We start from the raw sequence: 16,406 nt of genomic DNA, 5'->3' as shown, positions 1-16,406 counted from the left end.
TTCTTAGGCCACAATTGGCCGATGAGTTGCCGACTATATTTACTTTTTAAAGGTCAATGACTTAGAACTAGAGCGTCCGGCTTTTCCAACAATGCCGGCCAATTACTCTCGCTGTTGTAGACGTATAGATTCGCAACAATGATCAAAATTTGTACAGTGCCTTGGCCGGATTTACCGGGATGACCAGTGTCTAAACTTGCGTGGTCGATGGTGAAGGCATTTTTTTCTAATGAACGATAATTTTGCAAGATGCTCTAGCGTTCAAGTATGTTTAGAGCCTGTACTTTAGTACTAGTCATTTCGGCAAATGACGGTCCACCAGCGCGTGATTCATACTATAATGTTCGGTCATTTTTGAGCACCGTAAGCCACATCACATGTCGAGACGCAAAAGCGCATCCCAATTTGAGGAAGCGATGGAAGAACTGGAGAAATTGGTCGAGCAAATGGAACGCGGCGATATTTCTTTGGAAGAATCCTTAAAATCCTTCGAACGCGGCATCAGACTTACCCGCACCTGCCAGCAAGCGCTACAAGACGCCGAGCAGAAAGTCCAAATTTTATTAGAAAAAAACGGCCAGCAAACTTTGGAGCCATTCACCGATGAGTAACTTAAAAGCCTATCTTACTGCCTGTCAAAACCGCGTCGAACGGGCGCTGGATGCCAGGCTGCCCGGCGAGAACATTCTGCCGCAAACCTTGCATCAAGCCATGCGTTACAGCGTGTTGGACGGCGGCAAACGCACCCGTCCCTTGCTGACTTATGCAACCGGCCAGGCCCTGGGTTTAAGTGAAGATGCGCTGGACGCTCAAGCTTGCGCGGTGGAGTTTATCCACGTGTATTCATTGATCCACGACGACCTGCCGGCCATGGATAACGACGATTTACGCCGCGGCAAACCAACTTGCCACAAGGCTTACGACGAAGCCACCGCCATCTTGGCGGGCGATGCTTTGCAAGCATTGGCTTTTGACATCTTAGCAAACGACTCAGCCATTCAGGCCGGCGCGGAAGCCAGAGTCAAAATGATCGCAGCGCTGACTAGAGCCAGCGGCTCGCAAGGCATGGTAGGCGGGCAAGCTATCGATTTGGGTTCGGTTGGACGCAAGCTGACTTTGCCGGAACTGGAAAACATGCATATCCATAAGACCGGCGCCTTGATCCGCGCCAGCGTCAATCTGGCTTCGCTATCCAAACCCGATCTCGATACAGATGTTGCGAAAAAACTGGATCACTACGCCAAATGCATAGGCCTGTCCTTCCAAGTCAAAGACGACATTTTGGATGTGGAAAGCGACACCGTCACTTTGGGCAAAACCCAGGGCAAGGATGTCGATAACGACAAACCTACTTACCCAGCACTGCTGGGAATGGCCGGCGCCAAACAAAAAGCCCAGGAGCTGCATGAACAAGCAGTCGCCAGCTTGGTGGGTTTTGGTAACGAAGCGGATTTGTTACGCAATTTGTCGCTGTACATCATCGAACGCACGCACTAATCGCCACGAACGGCACGATTTATACTTCTTGCGCCGCAATTCGCGTTATTCCCATCAGCCACCCTTTGCCGATGCGGATGATTGCGGCGCAAACATATAATGGAATTTTTTAAAACATGACTGTCTCTGACTTCCCGCTCCTTAATACCATCCACAGCCCTGTCGACATACGCGCGCTGAAGCCGGAGCAACTCGAACCACTGGCCGATGAGTTGCGTCGCTATCTGACGCATACCGTCAGCATCTCCGGCGGCCATTTCTCGGCCGGCCTGGGCACGGTGGAGTTAACGGTGGCGTTGCATTATGTGTTCGATACGCCGACGGATCAGTTGGTCTGGGATGTGGGCCATCAGGCTTATCCGCACAAGATTTTGACCGGCCGCAAGGACAGGATGCCGACGATACGTACTTTCGGCGGGGTGTCGGCGTTTCCGTGCCGCTCGGAGAGTGAGTATGACGCCTTTGGCGTGGGCCATTCTTCGACGTCGATCAGTGCGGCACTGGGGATGGCAATTGCTTCGCAGTTGCGTGGTGAAGACAAGAAGATGGTGGCCATCATCGGTGACGGCTCAATCACCGGCGGCATGGCTTATGAAGCCATGAATCATGCCGGCGATGTGAATGCCAATCTGTTGGTGATTTTGAACGATAACGATATGTCGATTTCGCCACCGGTCGGGGCGATGAACAATTATCTGACCAAGGTGTTGTCGAGTAAGTTTTATTCCTCGGTGCGGGAAGAAAGTAAGAAAGCCTTGGCGAAGATGCCATCGGTTTGGGAGTTGGCGCGGAAAACCGAAGAGCATGTGAAAGGCATGATTGTGCCCGGCACTTTGTTCGAGGAGTTGGGGTTTAATTATTTCGGTCCTATCGATGGGCATGATGTAGAGATGTTGGTGTCAACCCTGGAGAATCTAAAGGATTTGACCGGCCCGGTGTTTTTGCATGTGGTGACCAAGAAAGGGAAAGGCTATGCGCCGGCGGAGAAAGATCCCTTGGCGTATCACGGTGTGCCGGCCTTCGATCCGACTAAGGATTATCTGCCTAAAGCCGCGCCTTCGCCGCATCCGACCTACACAGAAGTGTTCGGCCATTGGTTGTGCGATATGGCAAAACAAGATGAGCGGCTGTTGGGGATTACCCCGGCCATGCGCGAGGGTTCGGGCTTGGTGGCGTTTTCCCAGCAGTTTCCCACCCGCTATTTCGATGTGGCGATTGCCGAGCAGCATGCGGTGACCTTGGCGGCCGGGCAAGCTTGTCAGGGTGCGAAACCGGTAGTGGCGATTTATTCGACCTTTTTGCAACGCGCTTACGATCAGTTAATCCACGATGTGGCTTTGCAGAACTTGGACGTGTTGTTTGCGTTGGATAGAGCCGGATTAGTCGGACCGGACGGTCCGACCCATGCCGGGGCGTTCGATTACAGTTATATGCGCTGTATTCCGAATATGCTGATCATGGCGCCGGCGGATGAGAACGAGTGTCGGCAGATGTTGACCACCGGTTTCAAACACAATGGCCCGGCCTCGGTACGCTATCCGCGCGGCAAGGGTCCGGGGGCCACGGTAGACAAGACATTGACTGCACTGGAGGTCGGCAAGGCGGAGATTAAACATCAAGGCAGCCGCATAGCGATTCTGGCCTGGGGCAGCATGGTAACGCCGGCTGTGGAAGCCGGCAAACAGCTGGGCGCGACGGTGGTGAATATGCGTTTCATCAAACCCTTGGATGAGACTTTGATTTTAGAGATGGCGAAAAGCCACGATGTGATCGTCACGGTCGAAGAGAACGTGATTGCCGGCGGTGCCGGCAGTGCGGTGAACGAGTTCCTGCAGGCGCAACGGATTTTAATGCCGGTGTTGAATATCGGCTTGCCGGACCGGTTTGTCGAACAGGGTAGCCGCGAGGAATTACTAGCCTTGTGCGAGCTGGATGCCAAGGGTATCTTGGCTAAAATTCAAGCGGTTTGTGCTTAAGCAATGAGGTGAGACGATGGACAGATTAAGAAGCAAGATTCGCGACATTCCGGATTTTCCAAAACCTGGAATCATTTTTAAAGATATAACGCCATTGGTCAAAGACCCGGCAACGTTGCGCCTGACGGTGCATCAATTGCTACACCCCTTTTTAGGTCGCGACATTACCGCCGTGGCCGGCATGGAAGCACGTGGCTTTATCTTCGGTTCCTTAGTGGCATGGGAATTGGGCATTCCCTTTATCCCACTCAGAAAGCCGGGCAAACTGCCTTACGATGTGCAAAGCGTCTCTTACGACTTGGAATACGGTTCGGCAGAACTGGAGGTGCATATTGATGCTGTGGACAGCAACGATAAGGTATTGTTGATCGACGATTTATTGGCTACCGGCGGCACCGCCAAGGCCAGTTGCGAACTGATCGAAAAGCTCGGCGCCAGTGTGGTCGCCTGTGCTTTTGTAGTAGAACTGGATTTCTTACAAGGACGGGAAAAGCTGGAGAACTATGAGGTGCATTCCTTGCTGCATTACTGAGAAATACTACAGAGACGCCTCCCTACGTCTCTTCAAGCAAAATTAACGGCGTCTATACTGTCTTTTTTTTTACTAATCTGATCCATTTTGTCCGAGGCTTTTTCAAACTCCGATGCAGCAGTATCAAACGAGTTAGACATACTATCGAAAGCGTTAGCGCCAGTCCTGGCACTGCCATTTTTTAGATCAATGGTATTTTCGACGTGTCCAGGCAATTTTTTGGCCGTATCGGCTTTGGGCTTTTGCGACGCACTCTCCTTAGGACCAGCCGGCGCTATTTCGCCAACATCCACGTCCGCATCGATATCCAGATCATAGTCAGTGGAATTGCTCTTGCCGTCATTGATCAAGTTTTTGCGATATTGCAAAAACGACTCGCGGGTAAACACGTAAGGATCCAACGCGGCTTCGTCGATAAAATTCAACGCGCCTTCGGCATTCGCTCTATCGTTAATCCCTTCGACGATACCTGTACCAGGTACGTATGATCCTGGATTTGCCGCTTTATCAACTACGATAGCAGCACCATCACGAACAGTCGTCGGACCTAAAACCGGCAACACCAGGTATGGACCTTGATCGACACCCCAAACAGCGAGAGTTTGCCCAAAATCTTCAATGTTACCTTGCAAGCCTAAGTCACTGGCCACATCGAACAAGCCGAGCAAACCAACCGTGGAATTAGTCAAAAAACGCCCGGTGTCGGAAGCCCCTTGTTCAAATTTACCTTGCAGGACATCATTTAATACGACATTGATACCCTTAAGATTGGTAAAAAAGTTGCTGACCCCGGTCTGCATAAAATCAGGCGTTACGGTTTTATAACCGCTAGCAACCGGCTTCAGTAAATGCTTATCCAAGCCCATGTTAAAACCATACATGGAACGATTAAAGCCCTCGTAAGGATCGGCGGCATCGGTGGTCTTGCCTTTAGATGCTCTAGTAGCGTCTACCGCACGAGGTTCCTTAGTAGCACACCCCGTGACCGATAATGCACTTGAAAATAACACTGTCCACAGCAAGACTGCTCGAGTGTTGCCTTGATAACTGGGGTTAAACATTACTAACGATTCCTAACAATCTCTATTGTTTTGCGTAACTTTCAATTTTCTCATTGATTTTGGCGATCAGAGCGTCAAAACCATCACGGCTTAATACGCTAGTGTAATCAGATCTTTTCAATGCCAAATCACTGACACCATCGGCTATTATATTGATAATTTGCCAGCCATCGTCTTTTTTCTTCATCATATAATCAAACTTGACATCCTTTTCGCCGGGAATATGCAAGTTGGTGTGAATCACCACACCACCTCTGCCAGTCTCCTCTTCGGATGCAAAGGTAAACGATTCGCCGGAATAGTCTTTAAAGTTATGAGCATAAGCAGATACACTGAGCTTGCTGAATACGCTTTCCAGCTTATTCTGCTGCTCCGTAGTTAGCTCTTCCCACTGCTTGCCGACGACGATTCTGGCTATCTTAGGTAAATCATGGCTCTTCTTAACCGCGACATCCAATTTGTCGTAGCGCCCTTGAAAGCCAAGCTCTTTGCCCGCTTTCATGACGCTCAACAACTGATTTTGAAACTCATCGACGACCTGACGAGCAGAAATCTCTTCGGCCATAGCCAAGGGAGACAGGCACACGAGCAATAGCAAACTCAAACTGAAATACAATTTTTTAAACATAGCCGTTATAAAAACCTGTTAATGAAGATGACTTCCTAGATGCGTCTTAAGACTCAACTTTTACCGGGATTTCGGAAATTGCCGATTTCTTGTAAGAAGCAACAAACTCAGGCTTCTTTTCCGCAACCATTTCGCCGGAGGTTTTTGGTCCACGAACCGCAGCCCACAGCGCTTTCAGAGGATGCGCCAAAGTATCCTCAACCGCCGTTGCCTCATAGCCACAATGCGCCATGCAGTTAGCACATTTAGGGTTTTTCACCGTGCCGTATTTATCCCAAGGCGTATCATCCAACAACTCTTTAAAAGAGTTGGCATTACCTTCATCCGCCAATAAGTAGCAAGGTTTTTGCCAGCCGAATACGTTGCGAGTTGGATTGCCCCATGGCGTACAGTCGTAATTTTGATTACCGGCCAAATAATCCAAGTACAGTGAAGAATGGTTCAACTTCCACTTGCGAGTCTTCCCGATTTTGAAAATACCGCGGAACAGATTTTTAACATCAAGACCTTTAATAAACACGTCCTGCTTAGGCGCGCGCTCGTAGCTAAATCCCGGCGCAATAGTGATACCCTCTACGCCCAACTCCATCGCATAATCCAGAAACTCCGCCACTTCGTCCGGCGTCTCGCCTTGAAACAAGGTGCAGTTAACGGTAACTCTAAAACCTTTGCCCAATGCCAACTTGATAGCTTCGACAGCGATGTCGAAAACACCTTCCTGACAAACAGAGGCGTCATGCCTGTCTTTCAAACCATCGAGATGCACGGAAAACGTTAGATAAGGCGATGGGGTGTAATCGTTAATTCGTTTTCTTAACAGCAGCGCATTGGTGCAAAGATAAACAAATTTCTTCCTGGCAACTATGCCTTCCACAATCTGCGGCATTTCCTTGTGAATTAACGGTTCGCCGCCCGGGATGGAAACCATAGGCGCGCCACACTCATCAACTGCGGCCAAACATTCCTCAACTGACAGACGCTTATCGAGAGTATCGTCCGGATAATCGATCTTACCGCAGCCCGCACAAGCCAAATTGCATCTAAACAGGGGCTCCAGCATCAAAACCAAAGGATATTTTTTTACCCCTTTGATTTTTTGCTTAATCAGATAACTACCTACAGCCAATTGCTGACGTAAAGGAACACTCACAGCATTATTCTCCAAAAACTATCACGACATCTAGCGACCACGACTGTTACAAAAAAACAACAAGCGCAAATCGACAACCATCCTAGAAGCGACACCTGGTACAGCCCATGCAGACTACCAATCAGACCTAAGGCGCACAATTAGATGTGGTCAGAATACCACTTTTATACAACATACTCCAGATAAAATGCGCAAAAACAACAAGAGCATAAGCGCACTTCCTGAAAGCCACACAAAGCCCCCTAACATCCACACAAGAGACCATCAATTAAAAAGCCATAATTATATTTTTAAAACAACAACAAAGGTCCGAAGCATTAGCCCAGACATTGCTTCCGACAGCAGGCTTTCGGCAAATTTGCCATAAAGCAACATCGCTTTGCAAAACACCAACAAACAGTCTATCATTTAGGCTACTAATAGTTAGCGTTGAAAACACATGAACGGACCTCAAACACTAATCAACAATCCGGAGCTACTCAGACAACTATCGGATAGCGAGCTTCAAGCCACCCTGCTTGAAGGCGTGTCGCGTACTTTTGCACTAACTATTCCGCAACTGCCTGGAGAGTTGTATCCGGCGGTGGCGAATGCTTATCTACTGTGCCGAATTGTTGACACCATTGAGGACGAAATATCCCTTAGCCCCGCACAAAAAAAATACTTTTGCAGCGCCTTTATTGACATAGTCAACACCGGCAATAACGCAGAAGTATTCAGCGCCGAACTAGCACCATTACTGTCTGAACAAACCATTCCGGCCGAACACAGCCTGATTCACCTAGTGCCGCGCGTCATCGCGATAACCCGATCACTAGACGCCCCGCAAATTGAAGCGCTGGCCTGTTGCGTGGAAACCATGGCTAACGGCATGCCGGTGTATCAAGCCCTGGACTTACATGCCGGATTGAAAACGCTGAAAGACATGGACGACTACTGCTATTACGTAGCCGGTTGCGTCGGCGAGATGCTGGCGAAGTTGTTCTGCCATTATTCACCGGAAATTGCCGCGCATCGCGAAGAGCTATTAAAGCTCTCGGTATCGTTCGGCCAAGGTCTGCAAATGACCAACATCCTGAAAGACATTTGGGACGACGCCAAACGCGGCGTATGCTGGTTACCGCAAGATATATTCACTGAGACCGGTTTCGACTTGGCCGAATTGACACCCGCTACCGACGACGAGCGCTTTAGACTTGGCTTGAGCCGCTTGATAGCTATCGCTCATGGTCATCTGCAAAACGCGTTGACCTATACCCAGTTACTGCCCCGCCACGAAACCGGCATCCGTAACTTTTGCCTTTGGGCATTGGGCATGGCCGTGCTGACCTTGAAGAAAATCAAGACAAACCTTAATTTCAACGAATCCAATCAGGTCAAAATCAGCCGCAACAGCGTCAAGGCCACCATAGTCGCCACCAAGCTGACGGTGCGCAGCAATATGCTGTTATCCCTGCTGTTTAACCTAACCAGCCGTAACTTGAAATCGCCGGATTGGCACTATTCACCTATATCGCACACTGGACAATAAGGAATCACTATGTTTACTGAAGCCCATATAGATACCAGCAGCCACGACACAAACCAACACTTTGGCAACAGCAGCAATGGCCTCGGCTTACTGAATGCAGCCATCGAGCGAGCCCAAGAAAAATTACTTAGCTTGCAAAGCCCGGAAGGTTATTGGGTATTTGAGCTAGAAGCCGACTGCACCATCCCGTCCGAATACATCATGATGATGCATTACCTGGATGACATTGACGAAGAACTGCAACGCAAAATCGCCGTTTACCTGCGCAGCCGCCAAGCGGAAGACGGTAGTTTTCCGCTATTTACCGGCGGACCAGGCGACATCAGCGGCAGCGTCAAAACCTATTACGCACTGAAAATGGCCGGCGACTCCATTGACGCTCCGCACATGATCAAACTGCGCGACTGGATACTCGGCCAAGGCGGTGCAGCGCGTGCCAATGTCTTTACCCGTATCACGCTGGCGATATTCGAACAATTGCCATGGCGCGGCGTACCCTATATCCCGGTGGAAATCATGCTACTGCCTAGCTGGTTTCCGTTCCATCTGGACAAAGTCTCCTACTGGTCACGTACCGTAATGGTGCCGCTGTTCATCATGTGCACCTTAAAGGCTAAGGCCAAAAATCCGCACAATGTCAACGTATTGGAATTGTTTGTAGTTCATCCTGACGAGGAAAAACATTATTTCCCGGAACGGACTCTACTCAACAAGTTTTTCCTGGGCCTGGATAAATTGGGTCGCATCACCCAACCGCTGATTCCGAAACGCGTGCGCGAGCATGCCATTCAAAAAGCCGTTGACTGGTTTACCGAGCGCTTGAACGGCGAAGATGGCTTGGGCGGTATTTTTCCGGCTATGGCCAATGCTTACCAAGCGATGTTGTTACTGGGCTTTCCAGCCGATCACCCTAATGTTGTGATCGCCCGCCAGTCCGTCGACAAGCTATTGGTCATCAAAGATGACTATGCCTATTGCCAACCCTGTTTGTCGCCGGTTTGGGATACCGCACTGGCGGCGTTAGCACTGCAAGAATCCGACAAAACAGGCAATGTCCCTAGCCTGACAAGCGCTTATGACTGGCTAAAAAGCGTGCAATTGTCAGATGAGCCCGGCGATTGGCGGGTGCGCCGGCCCAATCTGGCCGGCGGCGGTTGGGCATTTCAATTCGCCAACCCGCATTACCCCGATGTAGACGACACGGCAGTAGTAGGCTTTGCCATGGCCGATTCCAATCTGCCGGAATTAGATGAATCTATCCACCGAGCCACGCGCTGGATTGTGGGTATGCAATCAGAAAACGGTGGTTACGGCGCCTTCGATGTCGACAACACCTATTACTATTTGAACGAAATTCCGTTTGCCGACCACGGCGCCCTGCTCGACCCACCAACTGTCGATGTCAGCGCCCGCTGTGCGATGCTGATGGCCCGGGTTGCGAAAGACCACGATGAATATTTACCGGCACTGCAACGCACTATCGACTACATCCGTAGCGATCAAGAAGCCGACGGCTCCTGGTTCGGCCGCTGGGGAACCAATTACATTTACGGCACCTGGTCTGCCTTGCTGGGTCTGGAGCAAACCAACGTACCGAAAACCGACCCGATGTATACCAAAGCGGCGGCATGGCTAAAAAGCGTACAACGTGAAGACGGTGGCTGGGGCGAAGACAACCTGAGTTATCACGACGACAAAAAATTCCGCGGCCACTACCATTTCAGCACCTCGTTCCAAACCGCCTGGGCAGTGCTGGGCTTAATCGCCGCCGGCGAAGTTCACAGCCAGGAAGTCAAAGCCGGCATCGATTTCCTGCTGCGCAGTCAACAAGCCGATGGCGTTTGGAACGACCCCTGCTTTACCGCGCCGGGCTTTCCTAAAGTGTTTTATTTGAAATATCACGGCTACGACAAGTTCTTCCCGCTATGGGCTTTGGCTAGATACCGTAACGAATTAGCCAAACAGTGAGCATAGGCATTCTTGTTGCGCTACCGGAAGAGCTCTCTACCCTGACCCCCCTAAAGCTGGTGCAGGGTGATTGCGTCAACATTGCCGACAACATTCTCCTAGCGTTTGCCGGTGCCGGACCGGCTAACGCGGAACGAGCCACGCATTTGTTAATTGCCAACGGAGCCAAAAAACTGATCAGCTGGGGTTGCGCGGCCGCATTGTCGCCACAACTAAAACCTGGCGATTTGATGTTGGCGGAACAGCTATTATCAGAGCAACAGCAAGTGTTCGATACCGACCCCCGCTGGCGAAAGCGTCTGCATGAGTTGCTTGACAAGCAATTTTATGTGTCCAACGGCAAGTTGGCTGAGAGCAGCCATATCGTCAGTAACAGCAGTGATAAGCACAATATCTACCGGCAAACCGGTGCGATTGCCTTGGACATGGAAAGCTGCGCCATGGCCAAAGTTGCCGGGCAATCCAATTTACCGTGTTTGGCAATCCGCACAATTGCCGACCCGGTCAGCATGAGTCTACCGGAAGCGGTTACTCAGGCCTTAAATGGTCACGGCCAGATAGAAATCAGCAAACTATTGTGTTTTTTGGCAACCCACCCATGGGAAGCGCCCAACCTGATCAAACTGGGCTTGCATTTTCATGCCGCACAAAAAACCCTGAGAATCATCGCCAAACAACTAAACGAAATCATCGTTTTTTAGTAAAGAACTAAGAATTATTGAAGGGCTAACCAGCGGGAACACGGTGCAACCCTAAAATAAACCAAGCACTTACGAGGTATTACATGTCTTTTAGCATTGCCGATCTTTTTACTCAGCATTTCGACGAGAAATTCGACCTGCATGAGCATTATCTAAACAACCAGATGGTGCGAGTCTTACGTACTATCGGTTACGACAGAAATTATAAAAAAGCCATCGGCCAGTATCTTTACGACGAAGACGGTAACGAATACCTAGACTTGCTGAGTGGTTTCGGCGTGTTTGCGATGGGACGCAACCATCCGACCATCATTAAAGCCCTGCAAGAAACCCTAACCTTGGAATTACCCAGCCTGGTACAGATGGATGTTTCCTTGCTAAGCGGCCTGCTGGCCAAGGAAATTCTGGCTACCTGCCCGGACAATCTGGAGAAAATGTTTTTCTGCAACTCCGGCACCGAAGCCGTCGAAGCGGCGATCAAATTCGCCCGCTACACCACCAAACGTTCGCGCATCGTGCATTGCGATCACGGCTATCACGGCTTGACCATGGGTTCATTATCGTTGACCGGCGAACACATCTTCCGCGAAGGCTTCGGCCCATTGCTGCCAGAATGCACTTCGGTGCCATTCAACGACTTGGTAGCGCTAGAACAAGCCTTGAGCAGCAAAGATGTGGCGGCTTTCATTGTCGAACCAATTCAAGGCAAAGGCGTCAACATTCCGGACGATAACTATTTGCCTGAAGTCGAACGCTTATGTAAAAAATACGGCACCTTGTTCGTAGCCGACGAAATTCAGACAGGCATAGGCCGCACCGGCAAGTTCTGGGCCATTGAGCACTGGGGCGTCAAACCGGACATGATTTTGATGGCGAAAGCATTATCCGGCGGCTTCATCCCCGTCGGCGGCGTAGCGATGACCACGCACATCATGGATACCGTATTCAACCGTATGGATAGAGCCGTCGTCCACGGCTCGACCTTCTCGAAAAACAATATGGCCATGGCCGCCGGTTTATCCGCGTTGCATGTGGTTCACGAAGAAAAACTGGTCGAAAACAGCGCCAAGGTCGGGGAAGACATCATCGCCACCATCAACGCAATGACGCCGAAATACGAATTTCTGAAAGAAGCGCGGGGCAAGGGCTCGATGATTGCCATCGAATTCCAGTCGCCGAAAAGCTTAGGGTTAAAAGCCGCCTGGGCCATGCTGGAAGCGGCCAACAAAGGCTTGTTCTGCCAGATGATCCTGATCCCGCTGTTCAAGGAACACCGGGTACTGGCACAAGTGGCCGGCCACGGCATGAACGTGGTCAAATTTTTACCGCCGCTGACACTGACTCAAAAAGACCGCGATTGGATTGTCAATTCCGTGGAAAAAACCATCGCCGATACGCACAATGTTACCGGTTCGATCTGGACGCTGGGTAAAAACCTGGCCGGCCATGCCCTAAAAAACAAAAAATAAGGTGTCATACATGAATTGTTTCAAACCCGCTTTGTTCGCCTTGGCGCTGGCTGCCAGTAACGGCGCTTTTGGTCACGCAGTGGTCACGCATAACTCATTAAAACTCAACCCGGTGCCATTGCAGCAGGCTAGCGAAGTGGCGTTATCGTTCAATTCCAAAGTGGAGTTGGATCTCTCAGAAGTCTTTCTAGTCAGCGCCGGCGACAAAATGCAAACCATCACGGCCACGCCAGGTGAAAAGCCCGGACAAGTATTGCTGCACCTGCCAGCCTTGGAAGCGGGCGAATATGCGATCAAATTGAAAATATTTGCCGCCGACGGTCATCTCAGTGAAGACCTGTTACGTTTTTTCGTTAAACCAGCTAAATAACCGGTATGGAAGGCATTGCGAATTATCTGGATTCACTGATCGGCGGCGTCGATCTTACCTTTTATTCCATCACCATTGGCGGTTTGCTCTGGGGCTTGTTCGTTTTACGCCCCTGGGATGAAGAGGCGCTGTATAACTCGGCATTACTGACCAAAACCGTCAACCTGATCCATTTCGGCAGCAAAGCACTAATCATTACTCAATTGTCGAAAATCGGCCTGAAGATTTGGTTGATGGCGGCGACCTTGGGGAAATCGCCGTTTCCGGCATTTTTCCAAACGGTGCAGTTCCAAGCGGGTTTGGCGCGGGCCACTTGCGCATTTATCCTAGCTCTGTTCATCAGACAAACGCTAAAAAGTAACCCTCGTTCCAAACAATTCTGGGTGCTATCGACAGCGATTATCGTGCCGCTGGTCATCTCCGCGGCCTGGCTGGTACATGGCGCCAGCCGCCTGGAAGATCGCGGTCTGTTGATGACTCTGACAGTCACGCATCAAATCGCTGCCGCCACTTGGGTAGGCGGTATTTTTCAAATCCTGGCTTTGTGGGGCCTGAAAAAACGCAATTTGATCGCTGTCGAAGTTTGGCCCTTATTATTAAAACGCTTCTCGGTAATCGGCATTAGCGCTGTCGTGCTTTTGCTAGCTACCGGCACGCCGCTGGCTTGGTATTACATCCGCACCTTCCAAGGCTTTATCGGCGCGGGTTACGGCAATCTGTTACTGGTAAAAATTATCATGCTGGGTCTGGCTCTGGGCTTTGCTTGGTTGAACCGCCAAGCTGTCAACGCCTATTTTACAAGCCGCAGCCTTTATGCCCTTACCGCGCGCGTGCCCTATTACATCGAAGCGGAAACCCTTATTTTACTGACTATCCTGTTCACTGCCGCCAGTTTGGCCTCTCAACCGCCGGCAGTCGATATTCCGCACCTGACCGCCAGCTTCGAAGAAGTGTTAAACATGTTCCATCCGCGTATACCGCGCTGGGAATCGCCAACTCATGAAGCCTTAATTGCCGGCGAAGCAGGACGGGTAGCCATCGTCGGCCAAGTACCGTCGGAAGCAGCTACCGCCTGGTCGGACTACAACCACAATATCTCCGGTATCTTCCTGACGACGATGAGCTTTTTTGCGATGTTGTCGTTCTCCAACCGCTTCCATCGCTGGGCCCGCTTTTGGCCGGTCGGTTTTATGGCTTTGGGTATATTCCTATTTTTCCGTAGCGACGCGGAAAGCTGGCCGCTTGGTCCTATCGGTTTCTGGGAAAGCACCTTTAACAACGGCGAAATTTTGCAGCATCGCATCGCCACCTTACTGGTATTTGTGCTGGGTTTGATCGAAGTCAGAGCGCGGCTAAACAACAACAGTGGCTTCATGCCCTACATGTTTCCGTTACTGGCTGCGTTCGGCGGCATGATGTTGCTGGCGCATTCGCATGTCGGTTTTGAGGCGAAATCGGCCTTCTTGATTCAAGTGGGCCATACCATGATGGGCGTGTTTTCGCTAATCCTGGCTTGCGGCCGCTGGCTGGAACTTAAGCTGGATTCACCCGGCAAAAACGTTGCCGGATTTATTTCAGTATTCGCCTTATTCCAGATAGGCGTCATCCTGATGTTCTATCGTGAACCCCTGTACTGATTATGAAACAGACTAACGAATTTCCGCTGTTACAAACCATTCAAAGCCCGTCCGATGTTCGCGCGCTGAAGCCGGAGCAACTCGAACCACTGGCCGATGAGTTGCGTCGCTATCTGACGCATACCGTCAGCATCTCCGGCGGCCATTTCTCGGCCGGCCTGGGCACGGTGGAGTTAACGGTGGCGTTGCATTATGTGTTCGATACGCCGACGGATCAGTTGGTCTGGGATGTGGGGCATCAGGCTTATCCGCATAAGATTTTGACCGGCCGGAAGGACAGGATGCCGACGATACGCACGTTCGGCGGGGTGTCGGCGTTTCCGTGCCGGGCGGAAAGTGACTATGACGCGTTCGGGGTGGGTCATTCTTCGACGTCGATCAGCGCGGCGCTGGGCATGGCGATTGCGTCGCAGCTGCGTGGCGAAGATAAGAAGATGGTGGCGATCATCGGCGACGGCTCGATTACCGGCGGGATGGCCTATGAGGCGATGAATCATGCCGGCGATGTGAATGCCAATCTGTTGGTGATTTTGAACGATAACGATATGTCGATTTCGCCGCCAGTCGGGGCGATGAATAATTATCTGACCAAGGTGTTGTCGAGTAAGTTTTATTCCTCGGTGCGGGAAGAAAGTAAGAAAGCCTTGGCGAAGATGCCGTCGGTCTGGGAATTGGCGCGGAAAACCGAAGAGCATGTGAAGGGCATGATTGTGCCCGGTACTTTGTTCGAGGAGTTGGGGTTTAATTATTTCGGACCGATTGATGGGCATGATGTAGAGATGTTGGTGTCAACCCTGGAGAATCTAAAGGATTTGACCGGCCCGGTGTTTTTGCATGTGGTGACCAAGAAAGGGAAAGGCTATGCACCGGCCGAGAAAGATCCCTTGGCGTATCACGGTGTGCCGGCCTTCGATCCGACTAAGGATTATCTGCCTAAAGCCGCGCCTTCGCCGCATCCGACCTACACAGAAGTGTTCGGCCATTGGTTGTGTGATATGGCCAAGCAGGATGAGCGGCTATTGGGGATTACCCCGGCGATGCGCGAGGGTTCGGGCTTGGTGGCGTTTTCCCAGCAGTTTCCAACGCGCTATTTTGATGTAGCGATTGCCGAACAGCATGCGGTGACGCTGGCGGCCGGGCAAGCTTGTCAGGGTGCGAAACCGGTAGTGGCGATTTATTCGACCTTTTTGCAACGCGCTTACGATCAGTTAATCCACGATGTGGCTTTGCAGAACTTGGACGTGTTGTTTGCGTTGGATAGAGCCGGATTAGTCGGACCGGACGGTCCGACCCATGCCGGGGCGTTCGATTACAGTTATATGCGTTGTATTCCGAATATGCTGATCATGGCGCCGGCGGATGAGAACGAGTGTCGGCAGATGTTGACCACCGGTTTCAAACACAATGGCCCGGCCTCGGTACGCTATCCGCGCGGCAAGGGTCCGGGGGCCACGGTAGACAAGACATTGACTGCACTGGAGGTCGGCAAGGCGGAGATTAAACATCAAGGCAGCCGCATAGCGATTCTGGCCTGGGGCAGCATGGTAACGCCGGCTGTGGAAGCCGGCAAACAGCTGGGCGCGACGGTGGTGAATATGCGTTTTGTTAAACCGTTGGATGAGACTTTGATTTTAGAGATGGCGAAAAGTCATGATGTACTGGTCACGGTCGAAGAGAACGTGATTGCCGGCGGTGCCGGCAGTGCGGTGAACGAGTTCCTGCAGGCGCAACGGATTTTAATGCCGGTGTTGAATATCGGCTTGCCGGACCGGTTTGTCGAACAGGGTAGCCGCGAGGAATTACTAGCCTTGTGCGAGCTGGATACCAAGGGTATCTTGGCTAAAATTCAAGCGGTTTGCGCTTAAATGCCGGCTATGGGCATATCA

The 16,406-nt window shown here is 51.0% G+C and carries 14 protein-coding genes; 11 read left to right on the top strand and 3 right to left on the bottom strand.

Going from position 1 to position 16,406, the window contains the following annotated elements; translation table 11 throughout:
* Positions 1-377 precede the first annotated feature (377 nt).
* From EBA_RS04590 to EBA_RS04575, 4 genes are all read left to right on the top strand, one after another.
* Complete coding sequence (locus EBA_RS04590; RefSeq protein WP_020484945.1) at positions 378-611, top strand: exodeoxyribonuclease VII small subunit; 234 nt, start codon at positions 378-380, stop codon at positions 609-611.
* Positions 604-1,497, top strand: a complete 894-nt coding sequence (gene ispA / locus EBA_RS04585; RefSeq protein ID WP_192373563.1) for a (2E,6E)-farnesyl diphosphate synthase — start codon at positions 604-606, stop codon at positions 1,495-1,497. The genes EBA_RS04590 and ispA overlap by 8 nt, the downstream gene beginning before the upstream one ends.
* 116 nt (positions 1,498-1,613) lie before the next feature.
* Complete coding sequence (gene dxs / locus EBA_RS04580; RefSeq protein ID WP_192373562.1) at positions 1,614-3,473, top strand: 1-deoxy-D-xylulose-5-phosphate synthase; 1,860 nt, start codon at positions 1,614-1,616, stop codon at positions 3,471-3,473.
* Between the two features lie 16 nt (positions 3,474-3,489).
* Positions 3,490-4,005: an adenine phosphoribosyltransferase gene (locus EBA_RS04575; protein WP_192373561.1), complete on the top strand. Its 516-nt coding sequence runs from the start codon at positions 3,490-3,492 to the stop codon at positions 4,003-4,005.
* 32 nt (positions 4,006-4,037) lie between these two features.
* Here the strand turns inward: EBA_RS04575 and EBA_RS04570 are convergent, their stop codons facing one another.
* Genes EBA_RS04570 through hpnH form a run of 3 tightly spaced genes read right to left on the bottom strand, consistent with a single transcriptional unit; the run spans position 4,038 to position 6,844 of the window.
* Complete coding sequence (locus EBA_RS04570; protein WP_192373560.1) at positions 4,038-5,066, bottom strand: MlaA family lipoprotein; 1,029 nt, start codon at positions 5,064-5,066, stop codon at positions 4,038-4,040.
* A 22-nt stretch (positions 5,067-5,088) separates the two neighbouring features.
* Complete coding sequence (locus EBA_RS04565; protein WP_192373559.1) at positions 5,089-5,694, bottom strand: ABC transporter substrate-binding protein; 606 nt, start codon at positions 5,692-5,694, stop codon at positions 5,089-5,091.
* A gap of 46 nt (positions 5,695-5,740) precedes the next feature.
* Positions 5,741-6,844 carry an adenosyl-hopene transferase HpnH gene (gene hpnH, locus EBA_RS04560; protein ID WP_192373558.1) on the bottom strand — a complete coding sequence of 368 codons (1,104 nt, stop codon included), beginning with the start codon at positions 6,842-6,844 and terminating at the stop codon, positions 5,741-5,743.
* Between the two features lie 439 nt (positions 6,845-7,283).
* Between hpnH and EBA_RS04555 the strand changes: the two genes are divergently transcribed.
* The 7 genes from EBA_RS04555 (at position 7,284) to dxs (EBA_RS04525) (ending at position 16,385) form a co-directional block, all read left to right on the top strand.
* Positions 7,284-8,375 carry a phytoene/squalene synthase family protein gene (locus EBA_RS04555; protein WP_192373557.1) on the top strand — a complete coding sequence of 364 codons (1,092 nt, stop codon included), beginning with the start codon at positions 7,284-7,286 and terminating at the stop codon, positions 8,373-8,375.
* Positions 8,376-8,384: 9 nt separating this feature from the next.
* Positions 8,385-10,343, top strand: coding sequence for a squalene--hopene cyclase (gene shc, locus EBA_RS04550; protein ID WP_192373556.1), 1,959 nt, complete (start codon positions 8,385-8,387; stop codon positions 10,341-10,343).
* A complete protein-coding gene (locus EBA_RS04545; protein ID WP_192373555.1) occupies positions 10,340-11,044 on the top strand; it encodes a phosphorylase family protein in 705 nt (234 codons plus the stop codon). Before shc ends, EBA_RS04545 begins: the two co-directional genes overlap by 4 nt.
* Positions 11,045-11,127: 83 nt before the next feature.
* Positions 11,128-12,513: an aspartate aminotransferase family protein gene (locus tag EBA_RS04540; protein ID WP_192373554.1), complete on the top strand. Its 1,386-nt coding sequence runs from the start codon at positions 11,128-11,130 to the stop codon at positions 12,511-12,513.
* Positions 12,514-12,523: 10 nt separating this feature from the next.
* Entirely contained in the window at positions 12,524-12,883 is a 360-nt protein-coding gene (locus EBA_RS04535) for a copper resistance CopC family protein (protein WP_192373553.1), read from the top strand.
* Positions 12,884-12,888: 5 nt separating this feature from the next.
* Positions 12,889-14,520, top strand: coding sequence for a copper resistance D family protein (locus tag EBA_RS04530; protein WP_192373552.1), 1,632 nt, complete (start codon positions 12,889-12,891; stop codon positions 14,518-14,520).
* A gap of 2 nt (positions 14,521-14,522) precedes the next feature.
* Complete coding sequence (gene dxs / locus EBA_RS04525; RefSeq protein ID WP_192373551.1) at positions 14,523-16,385, top strand: 1-deoxy-D-xylulose-5-phosphate synthase; 1,863 nt, start codon at positions 14,523-14,525, stop codon at positions 16,383-16,385.
* Positions 16,386-16,406 lie beyond the last annotated feature (21 nt).

Origin of the sequence: Methylomonas albis, assembly GCF_014850955.1 — a bacterium.
Lineage (GTDB): Bacteria > Pseudomonadota > Gammaproteobacteria > Methylococcales > Methylomonadaceae > Methylomonas > Methylomonas albis.
The sequence above is the reverse complement of the archived record's forward strand: the minus strand, read 5'-3'. Positions and strand labels throughout refer to the sequence as shown.